Source organism: Mycobacterium scrofulaceum (assembly GCF_002086735.1).
In the GTDB taxonomy this organism is placed as follows: Bacteria; Actinomycetota; Actinomycetes; order Mycobacteriales; family Mycobacteriaceae; genus Mycobacterium; species Mycobacterium scrofulaceum.
In genome coordinates this window covers 1-22,280 of record NZ_MVIJ01000068.1, presented here as the reverse complement: position 1 = coordinate 22,280, position 22,280 = coordinate 1, and the positions used below count along the sequence as shown (strand labels likewise).

Genomic DNA, 22,280 nt, shown 5'->3' with positions numbered 1-22,280 from the left:
TATTCTTCAGCAGCCAGCCGCGCGAACTGCGGAAACACCGGGACACTACCGCGACTCAGGCCGCGAGCCCAAGAGAACCGTCCCCATGGCGGCCTCGGCGGCCAAACCCCCTACGAAAGACTGCTACAAAAGACCAAAGCTCAGCCTGTCACCGGCCACCGTCAGTCACACACCTAGGCGAACGCCTCCACCGGCGGGCACGAGCAGACCAGGTGGCGGTCGCCGTAGGCCCCGTCGATGCGCCGCACCGGCGGCCACACCTTCGGCCGGAAGTTCTTGCCGAGTGGATAGGCGGCCTCTTCGCGGGTGTACGGGTGCTGCCAATCGGCGACCAGCAGGCACTCGGCGGTGTGCGGGGCGCCCCGCAGCGGGTTGTCGTCCACCGGCCACTCCCCGGCGCCGACCCGGTCGATCTCACCGCGGATGGCGATCATCGCTTCGCAGAAGGCGTCGACCTCGGTCAGGGTCTCGCTCTCAGTGGGCTCGACCATCAGCGTGCCGGCCACCGGGAAACTCATTGTCGGCGCGTGAAAGCCGTAGTCTGCCAGGCGTTTCGCCACGTCGTCGACGGTCACCCCCGTCGACTTGGTGATCGGCCGCAGATCCAGGATGCACTCGTGGGCGACCATGCCGTTCTCCCCGGTGTAGAGCACCGGGAAGTACTCGTCGAGCCGGCGGGCGATGTAGTTGGCCGACGCGATCGCGGTCAGCGACGCCGCACGCAGGCCGTCGGGGCCCATCATCCTGATGTAGGCCCAGCTGATCGGCAGGATCGAGGCGGAGCCGTAGGGCGCCGACGACACGGGATGGCCCTGCGGCAACTCGGGGGCGTGCGGGTGTCCCGGCAGGAACGGGGCGAGGTGGGCGCGCACCGCCACGGGTCCCACTCCGGGTCCCCCGCCGCCGTGCGGGATGCAGAACGTCTTGTGCAGGTTCAGGTGGCTGACGTCGCCGCCGAACTTCCCCGGCCGGGCCAGGCCGACCAGCGCGTTGAGGTTGGCGCCGTCGACGTACACCTGGCCGCCGGCGTCGTGGACGGCCGCGCAGATGTCGGCGATGTCGTGCTCGTACACACCGTGAGTGGACGGGTAGGTGATCATCAGCGTCGACAACTCGTCGCCGTGCTGGGCCACCTTGGCGCGCAGGTCGTCGAGGTCGACGTCCCCGTTGTCGTGGCACGCCACCACCACCACCCGCATGCCGGCCAGCGCCGCCGACGCCGCGTTGGTGCCGTGCGCGCTGGACGGGATCAGGCAGATGTTGCGGTGCGGCTCGCCGCGGCTGGCGTGGTAGTCGTGGATGGCCAGCAGCCCGGCGTACTCGCCCTGCGAGCCGGCGTTGGGCTGCAGCGACACGGCGTCGTACCCGGTGATCTGCACCAGCCAGCTCTCCAGGTCGCCGATCAGCCTTCGCAGCCCGCGGGTGTCCGAGGCGGGCGCGAACGGGTGCTGGCGGGCGAACTCGGGCCAGGTGATGGGTTCCATCTCCGCGGCGGCGTTCAGTTTCATCGTGCAGGAGCCGAGCGGAATCATGCTGCGGTCCAACGCGATGTCTTTGTCCGCCAGGGTGCGCAGGTAGCGCATCATCGCTGTCTCGGTGCGGTACTGGGTGAACGCGGGATGGGTCAGGAACTCCGAGGTGCGGGTCGCGATGTCCCGGATATTGCCGGCGACCGGCTCGGCCGCTCGAGCCACGCCGAAGGCGTCCAGCACCGCCGCCACGTGGGCATCCGTGGTGGCCTCGTCGCAGGCCACCGACACGTGGTCGGCGTCGACGCGCCACACGTTGACACCGTTGGCTTTGGCCGCGGCGACCACCTCGTCGGCGCGGCCGGGAACCCGAGCCAGGACGGTGTCGAAGAACGTGTCGTGCACCAGCGCGGTGTCGGCCGCCGAGCCCAGCGTGGCGGCGATGGCCTCGGCGCGGGCGTGCACCCGGCGGGCGATCGCGGCCAGCCCGTCGGCGCCGTGGTAGCTGGCGTACATGGCGGCCATCACCGCCAGCAGCACCTGCGCGGTGCAGATGTTGCTGGTCGCCTTGTCGCGGCGGATGTGCTGCTCGCGGGTCTGCAGCGCCAGCCGGTAGGCCGGCGACCCGTCGGCGTCCATCGACACGCCGACCAGCCGGCCCGGCAGTTGGCGGGCATGCTTGGCGTGCACCGACAGGTATCCGGCATGCGGACCGCCGAATCCCATTGGCACACCGAATCGTTGGGTGGTGCCGAACGCGACGTCGGCACCGATGTCGCCGGGCGGGGTGATCAGGGTGCATGCCAGCAGGTCGGCGCCGACGGCGACCAGCGCGCCGCGATCGTGCGCCTGCTGGACCAGGGCCGCCCAGTCGGTGATCCGGCCGCTGGCCCCGGGCAGCTGGGTGATGACGCCGAAGAACTCGCCCTCGGGCAGGCCGTCCCGCAGGTCGGCGGTGACGATCTCGATGCCCAGCGGCCGGGCCCGCGTCGCCAGCACGGCGGCGGTCTGGGCGAACAGGTCGGTGTCGACCGCGAGCCGGTTCGACGTGCCCCGGGTCGCGCGGTGCATCAGCGTCATGGCCTCGGCGGCCGCGGTTCCCTCGTCGAGCATCGAAGCGTTGGCGACCTCCAGACCGGTCAGGTCGGCCACCATCGTCTGGAAATTCAGCAACGCCTCCAGCCGGCCCTGGCTGATTTCGGGCTGATACGGCGTGTAGGCGGTGTACCAGGCCGGGTTCTCCAGCACGTTGCGCAGCAGCACCGGCGGGGTGAGGGTGTCGTAGTAGCCCTGCCCGATCATCGAGACGGCCACCGTGTTGTCCTCGGCCATCGCCCGCAGCTCGGCCAGCGCCTCGCTCTCGGTGACGGCCGGCGGCAATTGGTCCAGCCCGGGTGCCACACCGCCGCCGTTCAACTTGTCGAGGATGCCCGCCGGGACGGCCTTGGCGGCCAGTTGGTCGAGCGAGTCGACCCCGATGACGGCCAGCATGGCCGCGACGGCCTGGGCGTCCGGGCCGATGTGGCGGGCTGCGAAAGTTGCTTGATCGGGCACTGGCGAAACTCCTGGGTGTGGCATCGACAAGGGCAGAGGACTAGCGGTCCTCTCCCTCTGTCTTCACCCGTTCGCCGGGCGCCTGAGAGATTCGGCGCCGGCTGGTGTCCGGGCGCCTTTCCCCATCGGCGGGTGCTGACCAGCTGGGGTCGTCACCGCTTTCCAGAGGCATCGTCAACGCGCGCGGTCCGGGTGCCTGAGAGGTTAGCGGAGAGGTGTTGCTCCTTCGGCGCCCGTGACTGGCCGTCACGGATCTCTCCCGCACGAGTGCGATGCGTCAGCCAGTTTACCCCGGCCGCGAGCGACCGTGTCGGTACAGGACACGCCGCTACGGGCGCACAGAAAGGGGACGTTCGCGGCGGGGAAAGCTAGCCGATCTTGCGGGCCCGGTCTTTGCGACGGGACGCCAGCTCGTCTTCCGGGGCGGCGATCGATTCGCCCCCGTCGGCCCGCTCGCCGGGGAAGTCGGCGATCACCCCGGTCAGCTCGCGCATGGCGCCGGACACGGCGATGCCGAACACGCCCTGCCCGCCCTGCAGCAGGTCGACGACCTCTTCGGCGGACGTGCACTCGTAAACCGTGGTGCCGTCGGAGAACAACGTGATGTTGGCCAAGTCCTGCACGCCGCGCTGGCGCAGGTGGTCGACCGCGACCCTGATGTTGTGCAGCGAGATGCCGGTGTCGAGCAGCCGCTTGACGATCTTGAGAACCAGGATGTCCTTGAAGGAGTAGAGCCGCTGGCTGCCCGAGCCGGCCGCGCTGCGGATCGACGGCACCACCAACGAGGTGCGCGCCCAGTAGTCCAGCTGGCGGTAGGTGATGCCGGCGATCTGGCAGGCGCTCGGGCCGCGGTACCCGACCAGCTCGTCCGGCACGGAGTCGTCGGGAAACAATCCGGGTTGGACGGGTGCTTCCGGCGCGGCGCTCGCGTGCTCGGCTAGGTCCAGCTGTTCTTGGCGTGGCTGCTCGCTCACGGGGCTTCCTCTCGCCGATCGCGCTCTCGTTTTCCAGCTGCGTCACTGGCCGCGTCGCAGCCACGTTTGCTTCAGGCCCGAGTGCTAGAGAGCTTACGCGCTTCGATAGCTACCGCGCCCTTAAGTCGTGATCAAAGTATGGCCGCCGCCGGGCTAAGTGAGGGCGCTATCCGCCAGGCGTGTCGACATCCCGGTGCTAGTTGAGACGCATCCGTGATATCGGTGTCCAGGGTAGTACGCGACCGCCGGCAGCGCGAAGCCCGCTGGAACCGGCCCGAAAACCGCCCCTCCGAGCGCCCCAAAGCGCCCCAAAGCGCCTACGTGGCCTTGAAATCGTCGGGGGACACGCTGTCGAGAAACTCCTTGAACTTCTCCACCTCGTCCTCACGGACGGCCGTGCCGCCCTCTTCGTCGCTCTCGTCGGGGATGAGCAGGCCGGCCTGGGCCAGCACCGCCTCCTCAACGTAGATGGGAACGCCGACGCGCAGCGCTATCGCCACCGAATCCGAGGGCCGCGCCGACACGGTGATGTTGCGGTCGAAGACCAGGTCGGCGTAGAAGGTGCCCTCTTGCAGGTCGACAATCCGCACCTCTTTCAGCGAATGACCAAGCGCGGCAATCACATCCCTGATCAGATCGTGTGTCAGCGGGCGGGGCGGCTCGACGCCCTGCTGCTCGAGCGCGATGGCGGCAGCCTCGGATTGACCGATCCAGATCGGCAGGTATCGGTCGCCGTCGGTTTCGCGCAGCAACAGCACCGGCTGGTTCTGCGGCTGCTCCACGCGAATGCCGACAACACGAACTTCACCCATTTGTGTCTGCCCTCCGCATATGCTGCCGTGTCGGTTCTTGGCGCAACGACGACGCCGAATTTTCGCTGTGCCGCTGAAAACCAAGCTCTCGACGAAGTCTAGTCCTCAGCGATGCAGAACGTCGCGAACGGCGGATTTGATCAGCGACGTGTGCAGCGTGATGGCGAGCGCCGCCACCTCGCGGGCCAGGTCGTCGGCGCGGTCCCGGGCGCCGGCCTTGTCGGCTTTGACTACCGGCCCGGCGATTTGGGCGATCAGGTCCGATTGCCGGTCGGCCGCCGAGCGGAAAGCGCGCAGATGACGCGGCTCCACACCGTATTCCGACAGCGCCCGCGCGCACTGCAGGATCACGACGGCGTGCTCGTCGAAGAAGCCGCCCGGGCCGGTGGTGATCACCCCGGCCTTGAGCAGCGACGTCAACAGCGCGTCGTCCACCCCGGAGCGCTGCAGCAGGTCTTCGCGACTCAGCCGGACGCTCGAGGGCGCGACCGCGGCCGTGTCGGATCCGGAGCCGGCCTCGGCGCCGGACTCCCCGACCCCCGCCACCGACACCAGCCGCGGTGCGGCGTAGGGCGAACCGAACGGCGGCAGCTCGCCGTCGGGCTGGGCGTCCAGTTGCGCCCGGATGACTTTCAGCGGCAGGTAGTGGTCGCGCTGCGCGGTAAGGATGAACCGCAACCGGGCGCAGTCATACGCGGTGAATCTCCGATAGCCGGACGCGGCACGCTGCGGCGTCACCAGTCCTTCGGCCTCCAAGAAGCGGATCTTGGAGATCGTGACATCGGGAAAGTCCGGCCTCAACAGTTCCAGGACCGCCCCAATCGACATCCCGGCCAGCGCCGGGCTATCGGGTGCGCTCACTAGCCTCCGGATCCTCCATCCTCACCCTGCTTGGGCCCGGTCAGAAACACCAAGCGGAACTTGCCGATCTGCACCTCGTCGCCGTTGGCGAGCACCGCCGAGTCGACGGGCTCCCGGTTGACGTAGGTGCCATTGAGGCTACCGACATCCACCACGTTGAATTCGTTGTTTTCCAACCTGAATTCGGCGTGCCGGCGGCTGACGGTGACGTCGTCGAGGAAGATGTCGCTGTCGGGGTGCCGACCGGCTGAGGTGATGGGCTGGTCGAGCAGGAAGCGCGACCCGGCGTTGGGTCCCCGTTTGACGACCAGCAGCGCCGAGCCGGCCGGGAGGCCTTCGACCCCCGACACCGAACTCTCGGTGCCCGCCTGCGCGGGAGCGTCCAGTTCGTTGAGGAAGTCGGCGCGGAAGACCGAGGTCGTCTCCACCGTGACTTCGTCAGAGGTCTGGTCGTTGTCCATGTCCGTCACGCGCTGCTCCTCACTGGCCGCTGTGGCGTTGTCTGACCGGGCCGCTCGGCCGGCTGCTCGCTGGGTTTCATCGCCCGGTACTGCCGATTACTACGACTGCTGCCTTCAGGTGTCGATGAGTCGACGGTACCGCGCATAGGTCTGCAATGTGCCCCCCACCCGATGATCGGGAGACCGATTGCCCGCCTCTCCCCCGCCGGCCCGCCGCACCGCTCGCGCCGCCGCGCGGGGCTGGCAGGCACATTAGCAATCGTCATTCGGTCAACGTTCCGCGGTAGGCCTCGGCGTCGAGCAGCGACGAAATGGCCGACTCCAGGCCGCTGACATCGGAGACCCGGACATCGAGCAGCCACCCGGCCCCGTACGGGTCGGAGTTGACCAGCTGCGGGCTGCCCTCCAACTCGGCGTTGACCGCGGACACCGTGCCCGACAGCGGGGCGTACAGGTCGGACACCGATTTGGTCGACTCGACCTCGCCGAAGGATTCCCCCCCGGTCAGTTCGGTCCCGACCTCGGGGAGTTGAACGAAGACCACGTCACCCAGCGCCGACTGCGCAAAGTCGGTGATTCCGACCCGCACGGTGTCCTCACCGCTTCGGCGAACCCATTCGTGTTCGGCGGTGTAGTGCAGATCGGGCGGGATATCGCTCACAAGTAGTCCTGTTCTCCTCGGGCGCATTGCTCACTTGACGGGCTGAGCGTATTGGTGCGGTTTTGGTTGCCGCAAGGTGGTCACGTCTACCCGGTCGGCCTGCCGGACGGATATCCGCGCGCCGACACGCTTGATGCTGTCCTCGGCGCCGCCCGGAATGTTCATCGCGGCGGCCAGGGTGGGTGGATCCCCAATCGCGAGAATCGAATACGGGGGCGAGAGCGTCTTGGTGTCCATGGTCAACGAGCCAGGCGTACCCACCACCCAGGTATCGACACCTACGCGCACGGACTGGTGTGCGTCGTTGACTTCGATCGCCTCGGCGCCGGCGGCGCGCAGCTCGTTGATCACGTCGAGCATTACCTCGGGCGCGACCCCGGGCCCGGGGTCGTCGATCGTGACGGTCACGCCCGGCCCGGTGGCGCCGACCGCTCCGGCCAGGATGGACAGCGCCGCGAGCCGGGCCTGAGCGGCCTGGATGGCGGCCTGGTCGTTGTTCCCGGACGCCTGTAGGGAATTCAGCGTGTTCTGCAGTTCGCTCACTTCGGCGTTGAGGGTTGCCTCGCGCTGCCGCAGCGAATCCAGCAGGACCAGCAGGTCCGCGGGGCGCGCGGTTTCCAGCGAGTCACCCGACTCGTTCTGGCGGACCTGCGTGACGATGGCGATGCCCAGCAGCAGACACAGCAGGGCTGCCAACAATCCGAACGCCAGCCGGGACCGGCCACCGCGGGCCAGCCCGGACAAGCCGGTGCGGCGCACGGCACCGATCTCCGGGCGTGGGCGTTTGGCCGGCAGTTCGTGGCGTCCGTGCGGCGCACGGCTTTGTGGCTCACGGCTTTCCGCGGCGCCGTCCGCCGGATCCCGGCTCACGTTGGCCTCACCCCAGCCATGGCGCCGTCACGCCCCGAACAGCCGGCGGCGCAGCGCGGCGGCGTTGCCGAAGATCCGGATGCCCAACACCACGATGATCGCAGTGGACAACTGCGTGCCGACGCCCAATTGGTCACCGACGTAGACGATCAGGGCGGCCACGAAGACGTTGAACACGAACGAGATCACGAAGACCTTCGGGTCGAAGATCCGTTCCAGGTAGGCGCGCAACCCCCCGAACACCGCGTCGAGCGCCGCGACCACCGCGATGGGCAGATACGGCTGCACGACCTCGGGCACCGCGGGGTGGAAAACCAGGCCGAGCACGATACCGATCGCCAGCGCCGCGATGCCGATCACGCTCGATCTTCCTTCCGCATTCTCACTGTGGCCCAATCTGTTTGGCGAACTTGATATCCCGGATCGACCCGGCGGGCAGGGTCAGCCCGTCGGCGGCGTCGACGGTGACGACGACACCGTAGGAGACCTCGAGCAGCCTAAGGCGCTGCCGCCCGGCGCTCTGGTCGAAGATGTCCCGCATCGCGCGCGGCGACCCGACCGCGAGGATGGTGTAGGGGCTGCTGGTGGGATTGTTGTCCACCAGGATCGCCCCGCCGGCCTGCCGGATGGTCGCGTCGGGACCGATGCGGACGCCCCCGACGGAAATCGCCTCGGCCCCGCTGGCCCACAGCGAGTTGACCACCAGCTGCAGATCCCGGTCCAGGATGATCTGCCTACTGCCGCCGACCCGCTGCTTGGACACGTCGGAAAGATTCGGGCTGGCACCCGGATCGGTCACGGTCACCTTCAGACCGGGTCCGATGACCGCCGTGCTCGCCGCCGCCAGACCCAGGGCGTCGAGGCGCGACAGCAGCCGCTGCCCCTCGGCGTCGTCGGCCAGCGCGCGGCGCTGGACGGCGTCGACTTGCGACGACAGCTCGCTGCGCCGCTGGGCGAGTTTGGTCGCGGTGTTCTCGGTCGAGCGCACGTTGCCCAGGAGCAGCTGCTGCGCGGAACGCACGCCCGGGGCTACCGAGCGGGCCTGCGCGACGGCGGCGGCGAAGACGGTGGCGATCAGCAGCGCCGCCAACGCCTGCCAAAGCCAGCGGAGGGCGCGTTCCCGCCCACTCGCCGGAAGGGCGGCGGCGCCGCGCTTTTCGGCCGCCGCGGCATAGCCGGGATCCAGGTGCTCGGAAAGCAGGGCGCGCAGCAGCGACGGGACCGGGATCAGCTTCGGCCGCGCCGCCACGTGGGCGCTGCGGCCGGCGTTGGGGTCGTAGCCGCCGAGCAGGCGGTCGGGGTCAGCCATGCTCGACCGCCTTCGGCGCGGCGGGCGGGCGCGTGCCCTGTCTGAGCCGCGGCATCCGGCGCACCACCAACGCCATCTGCACCACGTAGAGCACGAACGCCCACAGGTAGGCGTACATGCCCCAGATCAGGAACGCCCACCCGCAGGCCCCGACGACCCGGCTCCACAGGGCGTCCCAGGTGCCCAGCAGCACCAGCGGAAAGCCGGACATCAACGCGAAGGTCGCGGCCTTGCCGATGTAGGTGACCGGCAGCGCGGACAGGCCGCGGCTCCACAGCACCGGCAGCGTCGCCGCCAGCAGCCCGTCGCGCGCCAGCAGGACGGCGACGAACCACCACGGCACGATCCCGCTCAGCGCCATCATCACGGGAACGCAGACCATGTAGAGGCGGTCGACCGCCGGGTCGAGCAGGACGCCCAGCCGCGAGGACTGGTCGAGCAGCCGGGCGATCTTGCCGTCGGCCCAGTCGGACGCGCCGCTGAACATCAAGATCCCGACCGCCCACCCGTTGGCGTGAGCGCCCAGCAGCGCGTAGCCGAACACCGCGATGAGCACCAGGCGGATGACGCTCAGCGCGTTGGGCACCGTCAGCACCCGGTTGGGCGGAAGCGCCGGCTCCATAAGCCGTGAGACTAGTCGAACGCCGAGTGAGCGGCTGGCCCGCACACTCGTGTGCCAGTCCGCCGGTGGACGCGCATTCGCGGAGGCTTAGCGGAACACCCCGGGCAGGCTCAGCGTGGACAGCGTGTCGTCCGACAGCGGGTTGTCGTTGACCATGTAGGTCCACGTGGAGGTGGGCCGCGCCAGCTTGGACAGGTCCAGGCCCTGTTCCTCTTCGAGGACGTTGGCCGTCTCGAACGTCTGCTGCGCCGCCTCGATCGCGTCGGCGGCCAGCGACGCGAACGCGTCGACCGCGAGCCGGTGGAATTCATCCAGCGGGTTCTGCCGGCCCAGCGCCCGCAGGTGGATGCTTTCGCGGATGTCGGCCAGGTAGGCCAGGTGATCGGCCCAGCCGCGGTCGAGGTGATAGAGCATGATCTGCCGGCAGATCTTCTCCAGGCGCTCCTCGGGGATTTCCTTGGCCAGCTCCTTGTACCGCTTGGGCGCCAGGTCGGCGAGTTCCTCGAGCGCGGTCGTGGTGCGCAGCAACGTGTTTCGACGATCGACGATGATGGCGCGCTGCTGGGCGATCAACTGGTTGTAGCGCCAGGTGTTGGCGTGCACGTCCAGCATCCGGCCCTCGGCGACGCGCTGGGCGTGGTCGAGCAGACCGGCCGCCTTGGGGCTGACGATCCGGCCGTCCTCGTCGGTCTCCATGGGCAGCTTGTTGTGGTCGAGGTTGGCCGCCACCACATCGTCTTCCCAACTCGAGAAGAACACCGACGAGCCGGGGTCGCCCTGGCGGCCGGCGCGCCCGCGCAGCTGGTTGTCGAGGCGTTCGGTGTGGTGCCGGCCGGTGCCGACCACGTGCAGCCCGCCCAGCTCGGCGACGCGGTCGTGGTCGGCCTCGTCGGATCCGCCGAGCCGGATGTCGGTGCCGCGCCCGGCCATCTGCGTCGACACCGTGACCACCCCGAACTTGCCGGCCTCCGCGATGACCTCCGCCTCCTCGGCATCGTTCTTCGCGTTGAGCACCACCGCGGGCACGCCGCGACGCAGCAGCCGCTCGTGCAGCTCCTCGGACTCGGCCACGTCGCGGGTGCCGACCAGCACCGGCTGCCCGGTCTCGTGCACCTCGGCGATGTGCGCGACGATCGCGTCGTTCTTGGCGGCCGCGGTGATGTAGACGCGGTCGGATTCGTCCTCGCGGATGTTGGGCTTGTTCGGCGGAATGGGCGACACACCCAGTTTGTAGAACTGGCGCAGCTGCTCCCCGGCGGCGAGCGCGGTGCCGGTCATGCCGCACACGGTCTCGTAGCGGTTGATCAGCGCCTGCACCGTGATGGTGTCGAGCACCTCCCCGGTCTCGGTGGTCTCGATGCCCTCCTTCGCCTCGACGGCGGCCTGCAGGCCGTCCGGCCACCGCTGCAGTTGTGCGATGCGCCCGCGGGAGGAGTTGATCAGGTGCACGGCGTCGTCGCGGACGATGTAGTGCACGTCGCGCTGCAACAGCACGTGCGCGTGCAGCGCCACGTTCACCTCGGTCAGCGTGGTGCCGACGTGCTCCTCGGAGTAGAGGTCGATGCCGCCGAGCGCCTTCTCCACCTTGCGCGCCCCGGCGTCGGTGAGGTGCACGTTGCGGCTGTCGGAGTCGGTCTCGAAGTCGGAGGTCGGATCCAGCGTCCCGACCAGCTTGATGATCTCCAGGCGCGGCGTCTCCCGGTGCGTGGTGCCGGCGAGCACCAGCGGCACCAGCGCCTCGTCGACCAGCACCGAGTCGGCCTCGTCGATCAGGGCCACGTCGGGGTTTGGTGACACCAGGTCGTCGACGTCGACCACGAGCTGATCGCGCAGCACGTCGAAGCCGATCTCGTTGACCGAGGCGTAGGTGACGTCACAGCCGTAGGCGGCGCGGCGCTCCTCGCTCGTCGACTCGGCGGTGATCCAGCCGACCGTCAGGCCCATCGCCTCGATGAGCGGACTCATCCACTCCGCGTCCCGGCGGGCCAGGTAGTCGTTGATCGTCACCACGTGCACGTGCCGCCCGGCGAGGGCGTATCCGGCCGCTGCGATCGCCCCGGACAGGGTCTTGCCCTCACCGGTGGCCATCTCGATGACGTCGCCGGCCAGCATGCGCAGGGCGCCCAGCAGCTGCACGTCGAACGGGCGCAGCGCGGTCGCCCGTCCGGCCGCCTCCTTGGCGATCGCGAGGAACTGCGGGATGTCCTCGGACTCCGCGAGGTCGTCGAGGTTGAGCAACCCGGCGGCCTTGCGCAGCTGCTCGTCGGTGAGGCCGGCGGCTTCCTCGTCGTATTCGGACGAGTCGGTGACCTGGGACAGGGATCGGTTGCGGTTCTTCTCGGTGCTGGCTCCCAGCAACCGCCAAAACCGGCTGCTCAGGCGCCCGGACTGCGCGCGGATGGTCTTTGGCACAGGTCAACGGTACGCGAGCCGCCGACCGCGGCGAGCGCGCGTGTTTGTCCGCGACACGCCGGGCGCGGCCGTACAACTGCGCGCCCTCGCGGCCGGCCCGGCCGTCACGCCAGATTGGACCGGCGGGGGTAGGCGACGGCGGGGTCGGTGAGGACGTTGACGACGGCGGGCAGGCCGCTGGCGAAGGCGCGTTCCAGCGCGGGCCGCAGCTCGGCCGGCGCCGAGACCAGCTCGCCGTGGCCGCCGAGCGCGCGCACCACCTCGTCGTAGCGGGTGCCCGGGCGCAGCTCCGCCACCACGGAATACCCGTACAACGCCTCCATCGGGTGCTTCTCCAGACCCCAGATGCCGTTGTTGCCGATCACCGAGACGACCGGCACGTTGTGCCGGACCAGCGTGTCCCATTCCATGCCGCTGAAGCCGAACGCGCCGTCGCCCTGCAGCAGGACCACCTGACGGTCGGGTCGGGCCAGCTTGGCGGCCAGCGCGTAGCCGGGTCCCGAGCCCAGGCAGCCGAAGGGGCCGCTGTCCAGCCAGCAGCCCGGATGGTAGCTGTCGATCACCCGTCCGGCGTAGGAACCGAAGTCCCCGGCGTCGATGACGACGATCGCGTCGCGGTCCAGCATCGGCGCCAGTTCCGCGTACACCCGCATCGGGTGCAGCGGGACGCGGTCGTCGGCGAGCTCGGACTTCTCCTTGCCGCGCGCCGCGGTCTCGGCCGCCCGCAGCTCCTCGATCCAGTCCCGGTGGTCCGCCCCATCCCCGGCGGCCAGCGCCGCCAGTATCGACAACAGGTCGCCGTAGAGTTCGGCGTCCACCGGGCGCGGATGCTTGCGCTCCGGTTCGGCCCGGTCGACCACGACGAGCCGGGTTTGGGGCCCGAACACCGCGCCGAAGCCGAGCCGGAAGTCCATCGGCACCCCGAGGATCAGCGCAACGTCGGCCTCGCCCAACGCTTTTCCCCGCACCCGGGAGAACGCCAACGGGTGATCGGCGGGCACCGCGCCGCGAGCCATTCCGTTCATCAGCACCGGGATCTGCCGTTCCTCGGCGAGGCGGAGCAGCGCCGCCTCCCCGTGTCCCCACCACACGTTGGTACCCGCCATGATCACCGGGCGCTTCGCCGCGGACAACAGGCTGGCGGCACGGCTCAGCGCTTGCCCATCCAGCTCGTCGGCGCCCGGCCCCGGCGGCAGGTCGGTGAGGGCACCGGGGCGGCCGTGATCCTCGGACATGGAAAAGACGTGGTCCATCGGAAAATCGACGAAGCCGACGCCCGACGGGGCGCCGACCGCCGCCCGCAACGCCTCGTCGACGAGCCGGCCGGCGTCCTCGGCCGATTGCGCCGTGGCGGCGAAGCGGGCCAGCGGCGCCACGAACGGCACGTGGTCGATCTCCTGCAGCGAGCCCATGCCCCACCGCCCCGCGGGCGCCCGCCCGCCCAGCACCACCAGGGGTGACTGGTTCTGCTGCGCGGCTGCCATCGCGCTCATCCCGTTGGTGACACCCGGTCCCGCGGTGAGGGCCGCGACACCGGGCACCCTCGTCACCTTCGACCACCCCTCGGCCGCGAAGGTCGCGGTCTGCTCGTGGCGGGTGTCGATCAGCCGGATCCCCTCCTCGCGGCAGCCGTCGTAGACGGAGAACAGGTGACCGCCCGACAACGTGAAGACGGTGTCGACACCGCTGGCCCGCAGGCGCCGCGCGACGAGCCGGCCGGCGTGCAATGTTTGGGTGGGGATCGCGTCGGTGCTCATAACCGCAGCCTATCCAGATCCTTCCGGTACCTTCGCCGGAGGATTTGAAGTTCCAGCAGAGTCCAAAAGCTCGATCACGAGGAGACAGCGACCATGGGCCCAAAGCCATTCAAGCCCTCGATCAACTGGTCGGCGGCGGCCGTGGATTCCTTGCGATGGGTCGCCATAGCGTGGCTGATCAGCGCCGTCTGCCTGTTCATCGCGCTGGTGCTGTTCCGGTATCTCACGCCGTGGGGCCGGCAGTTCTGGCGGATCACCCGCGGGTACTTCGTCGGCGCGCACAGCGTGCGCGTGTGGCTGATGCTCGGTGTGCTGCTGTTGTCGGTGCTGGTCTCGGTGCGGCTGATGGTGTTGCTCAGCTACCAGGGCAACGACCTCTATACGGCGGTCCAGAAGGCGGTGCAGGGCGTGGCCGCCGACGACGACGTGGTCAAACAGTCCGGGGTTCACGGCTTTTGGATGTCGATTGCGATCTTCAGCGTGCTGGCCACCCTGTATGTCGTCCGGTTCATGATCGACATCTACCTGACGCAGCGGTTCATCATCGCCTGGCGCATGTGGCTGACCGCCCATCTCACCGACGACTGGCTCGACGGCCGGGCCTATTACCGGGACCTGTTCATCGACCACACCATCGACAACCCCGACCAGCGCATTCAGCAGGACATCGACATCTTCACCGCGAATGCGGGTGGTACCCCGAACACTCCGTCCAACGGGACCGGCAGCACCCTGCTGTTCGGGGCGGTCAACGCGGTGGCCTCCGTCATCTCGTTCGCGGCGATCCTGTGGAACCTGTCCGGCAACCTGAATGTGTTGGGCGTCGAGATCCCGCGCGCGATGTTCTGGACCGTCCTGGTCTACGTCGTAATCGCCACCCTGGTGGCGATCTGGCTCGGCCACCCGCTGATCTGGCTCAGCTTCAACAACGAAAAGCTCAATGCCGCATTCCGTTACGCGCTGGTGCGGTTGCGGGACGCCGCCGAGGCCGTCGGCTTCTACCGCGGTGAGCGTGTCGAGCGGGGGCAGCTGTGGCGGCGCTTCACCCCGATCATCGACAACTACCGCAAGTTCGTGCGCCGGACCATCATCTTCAACGGCTGGAACTGGTCGGTGTCGCAGGCGATCGTCCCGCTGCCGTGGGTCATCCAGGCGCCGCGCCTGTTCGCCGGGCAGATCGACTTCGGTGATGTCGGCCAGAGCGCGACCGCCTTTGGCAACATTCACGATTCGTTGTCGTTCTTCCGCAACAACTACGACGCTTTCGCGGCCTTCCGGGCGGCCATCATCCGGTTGCACGGCCTGGTCGACGCCAACGCTCAGGGCCGTGCGCTGCCGACCATGCTGGTCAAGCCGAGCGAAGAGACGACCGTTGAGCTGCGCGACGTCGAGGTGCGCACGCCGGCCGGGGACCGGCTGATCGACCCGCTCGACGTGCAGCTCGACGAGGGCGATTCGCTGGTGATCACCGGGCGTTCCGGCGCCGGCAAGACCACGCTGCTGCGCAGCCTGGCCGAGTTGTGGCCGTACGCGTCCGGGACCCTATGCCGTCCCGAGGGCGACAACGCGACGATGTTCCTGTCGCAGTTGCCGTATGTGCCGCTGGGCAGCCTGCGCACCGTCGTGTGCTACCCGAACTCGCCGGAGGACGTCTCCGACGACGAGCTTCGCGAGGTGCTCACCAAAGTCGCCCTGGCGCCGTTGCTGGACCGGCTCGACGAAGAGCGGGACTGGGCCAAGGTGCTTTCCCCCGGCGAGCAGCAGCGGGTCGCCTTCGCGCGCATCCTGCTCACCAAGCCCAAGGCGGTCTTCCTCGACGAGGCCACCTCCGCGCTGGACGAGGGGCTCGAATTCGCGCTCTACCAGCTGGTGCGAACCGAACTGCCGGATTGCGTGGTGGTCAGCGTCAGCCACCGGCCCACGGTCGAGCAGCACCACGAACAGGAGCTGCAGCTGCTCGGCGGCGGCCCGTGGCGGCTGGGCCCCGTGGAGGAAAAGAAGGAGCCCGCGCGCGTGTGACGCGCCTACGCGCCCCGGCCCTACGGGCCGCGTGCGCTCCGGAACCGTCTGGTAACGCGCCTACGCGCCCCCGGCCCTACGGGCCGCGTGCGCTCCGGCGCGGCGCCCGAAGAACGAGCCCTCCCCCAGCTGCGTGCCGCTGGCGTAGCCCTTGCCGTCCTGGGCGATGTTGGACGCGCAGGCCCCGGCCGCGTACAGGCCCGGCACCACGGCGCCGTCCGCCCGCAGCACCTCGCCGTCCACGGACGTGGACAGGCCACCGATGGTGAAACCGGCGTACATCGCCTTGCCCAACGACATGTCGAACGCGCCCCAGGGGCCTTGATCCTGTGCGGCAAGGAATTCGGGCTGCTTGTGAAAGTCGGGGTCCTCACCGCGGGCGGCGTTGGAGTTGTAACTCTCCAGCGTCGCCACTAAGTTACCGTCCGGAATGCCAAGCGCCGCTTCCATTTCCGGGACGGTCTCCCAGCCGTCGATCAAGGGGACCAGTGGCATCTTGGGGTGTTCGAGGTGCGCCTCGTCGACGATGAGAAACGCCGCGCTGTCCGGTTGGTCCATGATGAATCCGGAAGTCCTGGAATGGTACGAATCCTCGGCGACGAAGCGCTGCCCGAGCTTGTTCACGATGATCCCCGTCAACAGGATCGACGGCGGGTACGGCGGAGCCGTGATGAAGATCTGGTCCATATGTTCGGTTGCGCCGCCGGCCGACACGCCCATCCGGATGCCGAGGCCATCGTCGTAGGTGTTGCCCAGCACGAACGGTTTCTCGGCCAGCTTCGGTGTGTAAGTGGCGACCATCTCCGGGTTCATCACGAATCCGCCCGCCGCGATGATGACCGACTTCGCCTTGACCGCACCGGTTTCGGAGAAGTGCTTCCACGTCACGCCCGTCACCGAGCCCGAACCGTCCACGACGAGCTCGGTGGCGCCGGTCTCGTAGCGGATCTGCACGCCCAGACTGGCCGCGCGCTTCAACAGCAGGTCGATCACCATGCTGGCGCCGCCGGTGTCGCCGGGCACGGGCACCTTGTGGCCGCGCGGCGCCGGCACCGCCTTCTCCAGGAAGGGCCACACCTTCTCGTTACCGGTGAACATCAGGCCCTCGGTGTTGGGCTGGATCACCGCCTTGCCCGGGAAGTAGCTGCGCTCGAATTGGAAACCGAGGTCCTCCAGCCAGTTGAAGTGCTCGACGCTGCCCTCGCAGTACGCGCGAATCTTGTCGTGGTCCGGCTGGCGGGACACCGCCACCAGGTAGTTGTACATCTCCTCGGGCGAGTCGGCGTGTCCGGTCGCCTCCTGAACCGCCGTTCCGCCGCCGAGGTAGAAGTGGCCCCCGGCGAGCGAGGTGGTGCCGCCCGCCGCCGCGGCGCGCTCGAGCACCAGCACCCGCGCCCCGGCGGCCGCCGCGCTCACCGCGGCGCAGCCGCCCGCGATGCCGAAGCCGATCACCAGCACGTCGACGTCGTCGGACCACGACGTGACGTCGCCCGCGCTGACCGTTTCCGGTATTTCGGTGCTCATCAGCGTTGCTCCTGTTTGATGTAGTCGTAAAACGCCCTCATCTCGGGCGCGATGTAGGCGATCTCCAGAAACGGCACCGCCGCCTGCGGCGCCGACAGATAGGCGAATCGGATGCCGCCGGGCATCACGCCCTGCTGCACGACCGCAGCCCCGAATTCCGCCGCCTCGGCCAACGCCGCGTCGAACTGCTGGGGGGTCTCCGCCTCCGTGCAGATATGGTGCAGGCCGGGCCCGGAGTCGCGCAAAAAGTCACTATAGATGTTCTCCCCGCGGACCGGTTGAATCAGCTCCAACTGCATGTCGCCGAGATAGCTCAGCGAGATGCTGGCGACGAAATCGGCCGGCTTGCCGAGGTAGCTGCACGAATCCGGAGCAAAGTGCACCTCGGGTATCCGCACCCACTTTTTCGCCCCTAACAGGCCGGTGAGGGCGGTTTCGGTGGTGTTCAGGTCGGTGGTAACCCACGCGATCTGCGTCGGCGATTGAACGGGAAGCGTCATCGTCTCGCAGGATAGTCCAGTGGCTCGGCGGTCAGAAAGGGCCATGAAAACTTTGCCGTGGGGAGGCGCTCCTGTCGCGGAGCGGGCTTGTGAACGTGTTCTAATTCGCCGGACCCTGCCGCCGTCAATGCCGAGCCAGCACGTCCACCAGCAGCCGCAGCTGCGCGTCGAACACCGCCTCGGGGTCGGTCAGGGTATCCGCGCCGTATTGGCCGAACACCTCCAGGCTGATGGCGCCCAGCACCCCCGCCCACAGCAGGAAGCACTTCGCGACGACCTGGTCGTCGCCGGGAAACCCGAACTCCTGGCGAATCCGCTCGAAGTCGGACGACATCGGCTGCGGCGCAACGGTATCGGTCAGCCTGATGTCGCCGGTGGCGATGCCGGCCGCCACGGCATCGAAGAAGGCCGCCACCACGCGGGTGCCCACGGACACCGTGCGATCCGGCGGCGCGTGATAACCCGGCACGGGGCTGCCGTACAGCAGGGCCCAGCGGGACGGGTGCGCGACGGCCCACTGCCGTGTCGCGCGGGCAATGGCGATGACGTCGTCACTCCACAGCTCATCGGCCGCGTCGCGGGCGCGGTCCACGGCGTCGGCCAGATCCGAGTAGGCGTCGACCAGCAGCAGGGTCAGCAGCTCGTCACGGCTGGCCACGTAGCGGTAGACGGCCGACGACACCATGCCGAGGTCGCGGGCGATTGCGCGCACGGACAACCCCGCCGCCCCGTGGTCGACCAGCTGCCGGCGACCCAGCTCGACGATCCGTGACTCGATCTGTTCCCGGCTTTCCTGGCGTTTGCCCACGCGGTCAGTCTGACACAACCGAGATCACCGCTCTTGCTTTCCGCGTGGGACTGTGGCAACGTGCCCAGCTATGAGAGCACCGCTCTCGGTAGGTTTGCGAGAGAGGACGCGACATGTCCACCCGATACCAGGAGCCGAGCCGGGCCGCACGCGCCGCGAACACGGTGATCCGCTGGCTCGCCGAGATGGGCGTCAGCATCGCCGGGACCCACGCGCTGCGGGTCCGCGGACGCAGCAGCGGAAAGATGCGGTCGGTGGTCGTCAACCTGCTGACCGTGGACGGGGTCGACTACCTGGTCTCGCCCCGCGGCAACACCCAGTGGGCGCGCAACGTCCGGGCCGCGGGTGGCGTCGAGGCGGGCTCCCGCTGGCGCAGGCGGCACGCGCGGGCCAGCGAGGTGGCCGACGCCGACAAACCCGAGCTGCTGCGGCGCTATCTGGATCGCTGGTATTGGCAGGTCAAGGACTACGTTTCCGGGTTGACGCCGGAGAGCACCGACGAGCAGTTCCGCGCCGTCGCCCCCACGATCCCGGTGTTCGCGCTCGCGCGGGCGGACGCGCCGGACTGAGCGGCTAGCTAGCGGGCGACCCGCGCCACCCCGAGGTCCTCGCGGACCTCTTCGGACGTGGCCCGCCACGACACCGCCGCCGGGAAGTCGCCCCAGACGCTGTTGAAGATGCCCACGAGCAGCCCGGGACCGCTGCTGGACGGCAGGTACACCGGGCCGCCCGAGTCACCGTTGTGGCTCTGCACGCCGTGCGACATGGTGAACCACCCGTTGTTCACGCTTTCCACCGTCCCGCAGGTCTCCCCGGTGCTCACGCCGAAATGGCAGATCGCCTGGCCGGGGGCCAGCGCGGCCGCCGGGTTAGAGATCAGTTGCCGCCCGCCGGGCAGGACGTTGGTCGGAATGACGCCGTTGTCCAGGACGATCGCCTCGTAGTCGGTGATCAACTGGTCGGTCGCCACCGTCGTCCCGCTGGGGGTGTTGTCCCGGAAGGCCGCCAGGCGGCCGATGACCGCTCCACCCCGGTCGGTGACGACGCCCTCGCCACCCCGGCAATGCCCCGCGGTGAACGCGATCTTCATGCCGGGGTCGACGTATCCCAGCGTGCAGACGCGGTTGCCCTGGTGGATCTCCATGCCCGGATAGACCACTACGGGGTCGGCGTGCGCCGGCACGGGCGGCAGCGACTGCGCGAGCGCGGCGGCGGTGATCGACGCGGTCAACGCGCGGATTGCCAGGCGACGCACCATCAACTCCGATCCGTCGGGGCCAAATGTCGGCCGATTCGAGATTACGGCGTGACTTTCCGTTACGCAGAAGTCTTCGTGCCGTGAACTCTCGGCGTTACGGGGACGCAGCCACCGGGACGGCCGCATCGACGCGGTCCTTCGCGCGCGGCTCCCAGCCCGGCGGACCGAAAACATAGCCCAGGCGATCGCGCAGCCGGGTCGCCGAGCGCCAGTCGTGGGCGATCGCGACGTATTCCCGGGTCTGCAGCTTCCAGATGTTGAAGGTGTCGACCCGCTTGGTCAGGCCGTAGTGCGGCCGGAACAACTCGGCCTGGAAGCTGCCGAAAAGCCGGTCCCACAGGATGAGGATGCCGCCGTAGTTCTTGTCCAGGTACATCTGGTCCATCCCGTGGTGCACCCGATGATGGGACGGGGTGTTGAACACGAATTCGAAGGGCCGCGGCAGCTTGTCGATCCGCTCGGTGTGCACCCAGAACTGGTAGATCAAGCTGATCGAGAAGCTGAAGAACACCATCCAGGGCGGAATCCCCAGCAACGGCAGGGGCACCCACATCAGGATCTCGCCGCTGTTGTTCCACTTCTGGCGCAGCGCGGTGGCGAAGTTGAAGTATTCGCTGGAGTGATGGGCCTGATGCGTCGCCCAGATCAACCGCACGCGGTGCGCGATCCGGTGGTAGGCGTAATACAGCAAGTCGACGCCGAGGAGCGCGAACACCCACGTGTACCACCGAGTCGCCGAGAGGTGCCAGGGCGCCACGTAGGCAAAGAGGGCGGCGTAGCCGAACAGGGCCAGCGTCTTCCACGCGGCGGTGGTGCCTACCGAAACCAGCCCCATCGAGATGCTGGCCAGCGAGTCGCGGGTCAGGTACGCGCCGGAGACCGGCCGCGCGTCTTTGGTGAGGGTTTCCAGCTTGCGGGCCGCGGTCCACTCCAGCGTCAGCAGCAACAAGAAGAAGGGGATCGCGAGCAGCACCGGGTCCCGCATCTGCGGGGGCAGGGCGGACACGAAGCCTGAGAGCGCACTCACAGGCATAAGACTACGACGATCGCCGGCACCGTCGTGTCGCCTTGGCCCCCGATGCGGGTGCGGCCCACACTGTGCTGACGTGTCGGCCGAGGTGAGGCGTTGCGCAGTTGACCGCTGTGGTGGTGATCGGTTCGGGATTCGCCGGGTTGTGGGCGGCGCTCGGGGCGGCGCGGCGGCTCGACGAGCTCGCCGTTCCGCCGGGCGCCGTCGACATCACCGTGCTGGCCGCCCGCCCGTTCCACGACATCCGGGTGCGCAATTACGAGGCCGACCTGAGCGACTGCCGCATCCCGCTGGCCGCCCTCCTCGACCCAGTCGGCGTCGCACACGTCGCGACCGAGGTGACCGCCATCGACACCGGTGCGCGCACCGTCGCCACCTCGGGCGGGGTGACGTACGGGTACGACCGGCTGGTGCTGGCGGCGGGCAGCCGGCTCGTCACACCCCCCGTACCGGGCCTGCGGGAGTTCGGCTTCGATGTCGACACCTATGACGGTGCGCTCGCGCTGCGCGAGCACCTGCGCCGGCTCGCCGACGGGTCGCCCACGCCCGCGGCCGCCACGGTCGTCGTGGTGGGGGCCGGGCTGACCGGTGTCGAGGTCGCCTGCGAGCTGCCCGACCGGTTGCGGCGGCTGTTCGGGGCCGCCGGAGTCGGTGCGCGGGTGGTGCTGGTGGACCGCAACCGGATCGGATCCGATATGGGCGCCTCGGCGGTCCCGGTGATCGAAGCGGCCCTCGCGGCCAATGGCGTCGAGACCCGGGCCGGGGTGCACGTCGCCGCAATCAGCGCGGACAACGTGTCGCTCTCCTCGGGCGAGCACCTCGCGGCGGCCACGGTGGTGTGGTGCGCCGGGATGCGGGCCAGCCCGTTGACCGAGCAGGTACCGGTGGCGCGCGACCGCCTGGGGCGGTTGCCCGTCGATGACTTTCTGCAGGTGATCGGGGTGCCCGCGATCTTCGCCGCGGGCGACGTCGCGGCCGCCCGTGTGGACGCCGACCACCTGTCGGTGATGTCGTGCCAACACGGCCGGCCGATGGGCCGTTACGCCGGGTACAACGTCATCAGCGACCTGTTGGGCGAACCGTCGCTGGCTTTCCGAATCCCTTGGTACGTCACGGTTCTCGATCTCGGGCCGGCCGGGGCGGTCTACACCGAGGGGTGGGATCGGGTGGTGGTCTCGACTGGCGCGGCGGCCAAGGAGACCAAGCGGGCGATCAACACCCGGCGGATCTACCCGCCGCTGACCGGCAGCCGCGCCGACCTGCTGGCCGCGGCCGCGCCGGAGCTGCAATCCCGCCCCTAGCTGTACTGACCTGAGAGGTTAGGTACGCGGGTGGCGGGTGGTTGGCCGCCGAGTGCGGTGTGGCCGCGGTGGTGATTG

At 69.0% G+C, this 22,280-nt stretch carries 19 protein-coding genes, 1 pseudogene and 2 riboswitches; of the genes and pseudogenes, 3 read left to right on the top strand and 17 right to left on the bottom strand.

All coding sequences use genetic code 11. The features are described 5' to 3' along the window. Positions 1-173: 173 nt before the first annotated feature. The 12 genes and pseudogenes from gcvP to BST44_RS26425 form a co-directional block, all read right to left on the bottom strand. On the bottom strand, positions 174-3,023 hold the full coding sequence (gene gcvP / locus BST44_RS26480) for an aminomethyl-transferring glycine dehydrogenase (protein WP_083179848.1): 2,850 nt from the start codon (positions 3,021-3,023) through the stop codon (positions 174-176). Positions 3,024-3,070: 47 nt separating this feature from the next. Then, a riboswitch (glycine riboswitch) is annotated at positions 3,071-3,195 on the bottom strand. 2 nt (positions 3,196-3,197) lie between these two features. Then, positions 3,198-3,295, bottom strand: a riboswitch (glycine riboswitch). Positions 3,296-3,391: 96 nt separating this feature from the next. Then, positions 3,392-3,997 carry a MerR family transcriptional regulator gene (locus tag BST44_RS26475; RefSeq protein ID WP_083179847.1) on the bottom strand — a complete coding sequence of 202 codons (606 nt, stop codon included), beginning with the start codon at positions 3,995-3,997 and terminating at the stop codon, positions 3,392-3,394. Positions 3,998-4,314: 317 nt separating this feature from the next. Continuing rightward, positions 4,315-4,809 (bottom strand): bifunctional nuclease family protein, encoded by a 495-nt coding sequence (locus tag BST44_RS26470; protein WP_007170013.1) that lies wholly within the window; start codon positions 4,807-4,809, stop codon positions 4,315-4,317. Between the two features lie 105 nt (positions 4,810-4,914). After that, positions 4,915-5,670: a transcriptional regulator FtsR gene (gene ftsR / locus BST44_RS26465; RefSeq protein ID WP_083179846.1), complete on the bottom strand. Its 756-nt coding sequence runs from the start codon at positions 5,668-5,670 to the stop codon at positions 4,915-4,917. Next, positions 5,670-6,131: a glycogen accumulation regulator GarA gene (gene garA, locus BST44_RS26460; protein WP_439330757.1), complete on the bottom strand. Its 462-nt coding sequence runs from the start codon at positions 6,129-6,131 to the stop codon at positions 5,670-5,672. The genes ftsR and garA overlap by 1 nt, the downstream gene beginning before the upstream one ends. A 262-nt stretch (positions 6,132-6,393) precedes the next feature. Beyond that, a complete protein-coding gene (gene gcvH, locus BST44_RS26455) occupies positions 6,394-6,792 on the bottom strand; it encodes a glycine cleavage system protein GcvH (RefSeq protein WP_083179844.1) in 399 nt (132 codons plus the stop codon). A 30-nt stretch (positions 6,793-6,822) separates the two neighbouring features. Next, a pseudogene (locus BST44_RS26450) lies at positions 6,823-7,652 on the bottom strand (DUF881 domain-containing protein). Between the two features lie 37 nt (positions 7,653-7,689). Continuing rightward, entirely contained in the window at positions 7,690-8,022 is a 333-nt protein-coding gene (locus tag BST44_RS26445) for a small basic family protein (protein WP_007170008.1), read from the bottom strand. Positions 8,023-8,044: 22 nt separating this feature from the next. Then, positions 8,045-8,971, bottom strand: a complete 927-nt coding sequence (locus BST44_RS26440) for a DUF881 domain-containing protein (protein WP_083179842.1) — start codon at positions 8,969-8,971, stop codon at positions 8,045-8,047. Next, on the bottom strand, positions 8,964-9,593 hold the full coding sequence (locus BST44_RS26435) for a CDP-alcohol phosphatidyltransferase family protein (RefSeq protein ID WP_083179841.1): 630 nt from the start codon (positions 9,591-9,593) through the stop codon (positions 8,964-8,966). The genes BST44_RS26440 and BST44_RS26435 overlap by 8 nt, the downstream gene beginning before the upstream one ends. A gap of 87 nt (positions 9,594-9,680) precedes the next feature. Further along, entirely contained in the window at positions 9,681-12,005 is a 2,325-nt protein-coding gene (secA2, locus tag BST44_RS26430; RefSeq protein ID WP_083179840.1) for an accessory Sec system translocase SecA2, read from the bottom strand. A 104-nt stretch (positions 12,006-12,109) separates the two neighbouring features. After that, positions 12,110-13,762, bottom strand: a complete 1,653-nt coding sequence (locus tag BST44_RS26425) for an acetolactate synthase (RefSeq protein WP_083179839.1) — start codon at positions 13,760-13,762, stop codon at positions 12,110-12,112. A 93-nt stretch (positions 13,763-13,855) separates the two neighbouring features. Here BST44_RS26425 and bacA point away from each other — a divergent pair, with 93 nt between their 5' ends. Beyond that, on the top strand, positions 13,856-15,781 hold the full coding sequence (gene bacA / locus BST44_RS26420) for a vitamin B12 ABC transporter pemease/ATP-binding protein BacA (RefSeq protein WP_083179838.1): 1,926 nt from the start codon (positions 13,856-13,858) through the stop codon (positions 15,779-15,781). A 60-nt stretch (positions 15,782-15,841) separates the two neighbouring features. Here the strand turns inward: bacA and BST44_RS26415 are convergent, their stop codons facing one another. The 3 genes from BST44_RS26415 to BST44_RS26405 all read right to left on the bottom strand — a co-directional run bounded on the left by BST44_RS26415 (position 15,842) and on the right by BST44_RS26405 (position 18,613). Beyond that, positions 15,842-17,305, bottom strand: a complete 1,464-nt coding sequence (locus BST44_RS26415; RefSeq protein ID WP_083179837.1) for an FAD-binding protein — start codon at positions 17,303-17,305, stop codon at positions 15,842-15,844. Continuing rightward, entirely contained in the window at positions 17,305-17,805 is a 501-nt protein-coding gene (locus tag BST44_RS26410) for a VOC family protein (protein WP_083179836.1), read from the bottom strand. The genes BST44_RS26415 and BST44_RS26410 overlap by 1 nt, the downstream gene beginning before the upstream one ends. Positions 17,806-17,929: 124 nt before the next feature. Continuing rightward, entirely contained in the window at positions 17,930-18,613 is a 684-nt protein-coding gene (locus tag BST44_RS26405) for a TetR/AcrR family transcriptional regulator (protein ID WP_208619889.1), read from the bottom strand. A 113-nt stretch (positions 18,614-18,726) separates the two neighbouring features. Between BST44_RS26405 and BST44_RS26400 the strand changes: the two genes are divergently transcribed. After that, positions 18,727-19,182, top strand: coding sequence for a nitroreductase/quinone reductase family protein (locus BST44_RS26400; RefSeq protein ID WP_083179834.1), 456 nt, complete (start codon positions 18,727-18,729; stop codon positions 19,180-19,182). Positions 19,183-19,190: 8 nt separating this feature from the next. Here the strand turns inward: BST44_RS26400 and BST44_RS26395 are convergent, their stop codons facing one another. Next, a complete protein-coding gene (locus BST44_RS26395; protein ID WP_083179833.1) occupies positions 19,191-19,871 on the bottom strand; it encodes an Rv1815 family serine proteinase in 681 nt (226 codons plus the stop codon). A gap of 94 nt (positions 19,872-19,965) precedes the next feature. Then, positions 19,966-20,898 (bottom strand): sterol desaturase family protein, encoded by a 933-nt coding sequence (locus tag BST44_RS26390; RefSeq protein ID WP_083179832.1) that lies wholly within the window; start codon positions 20,896-20,898, stop codon positions 19,966-19,968. A 107-nt stretch (positions 20,899-21,005) separates the two neighbouring features. Between BST44_RS26390 and BST44_RS26385 the strand changes: the two genes are divergently transcribed. Beyond that, the gene (locus tag BST44_RS26385) at positions 21,006-22,202 is read left to right on the top strand and encodes an NAD(P)/FAD-dependent oxidoreductase (protein WP_083179831.1); all 1,197 of its coding nucleotides are present in this window, start codon (positions 21,006-21,008) and stop codon (positions 22,200-22,202) included. The last annotated feature ends 78 nt before the right edge of the window (positions 22,203-22,280 follow it).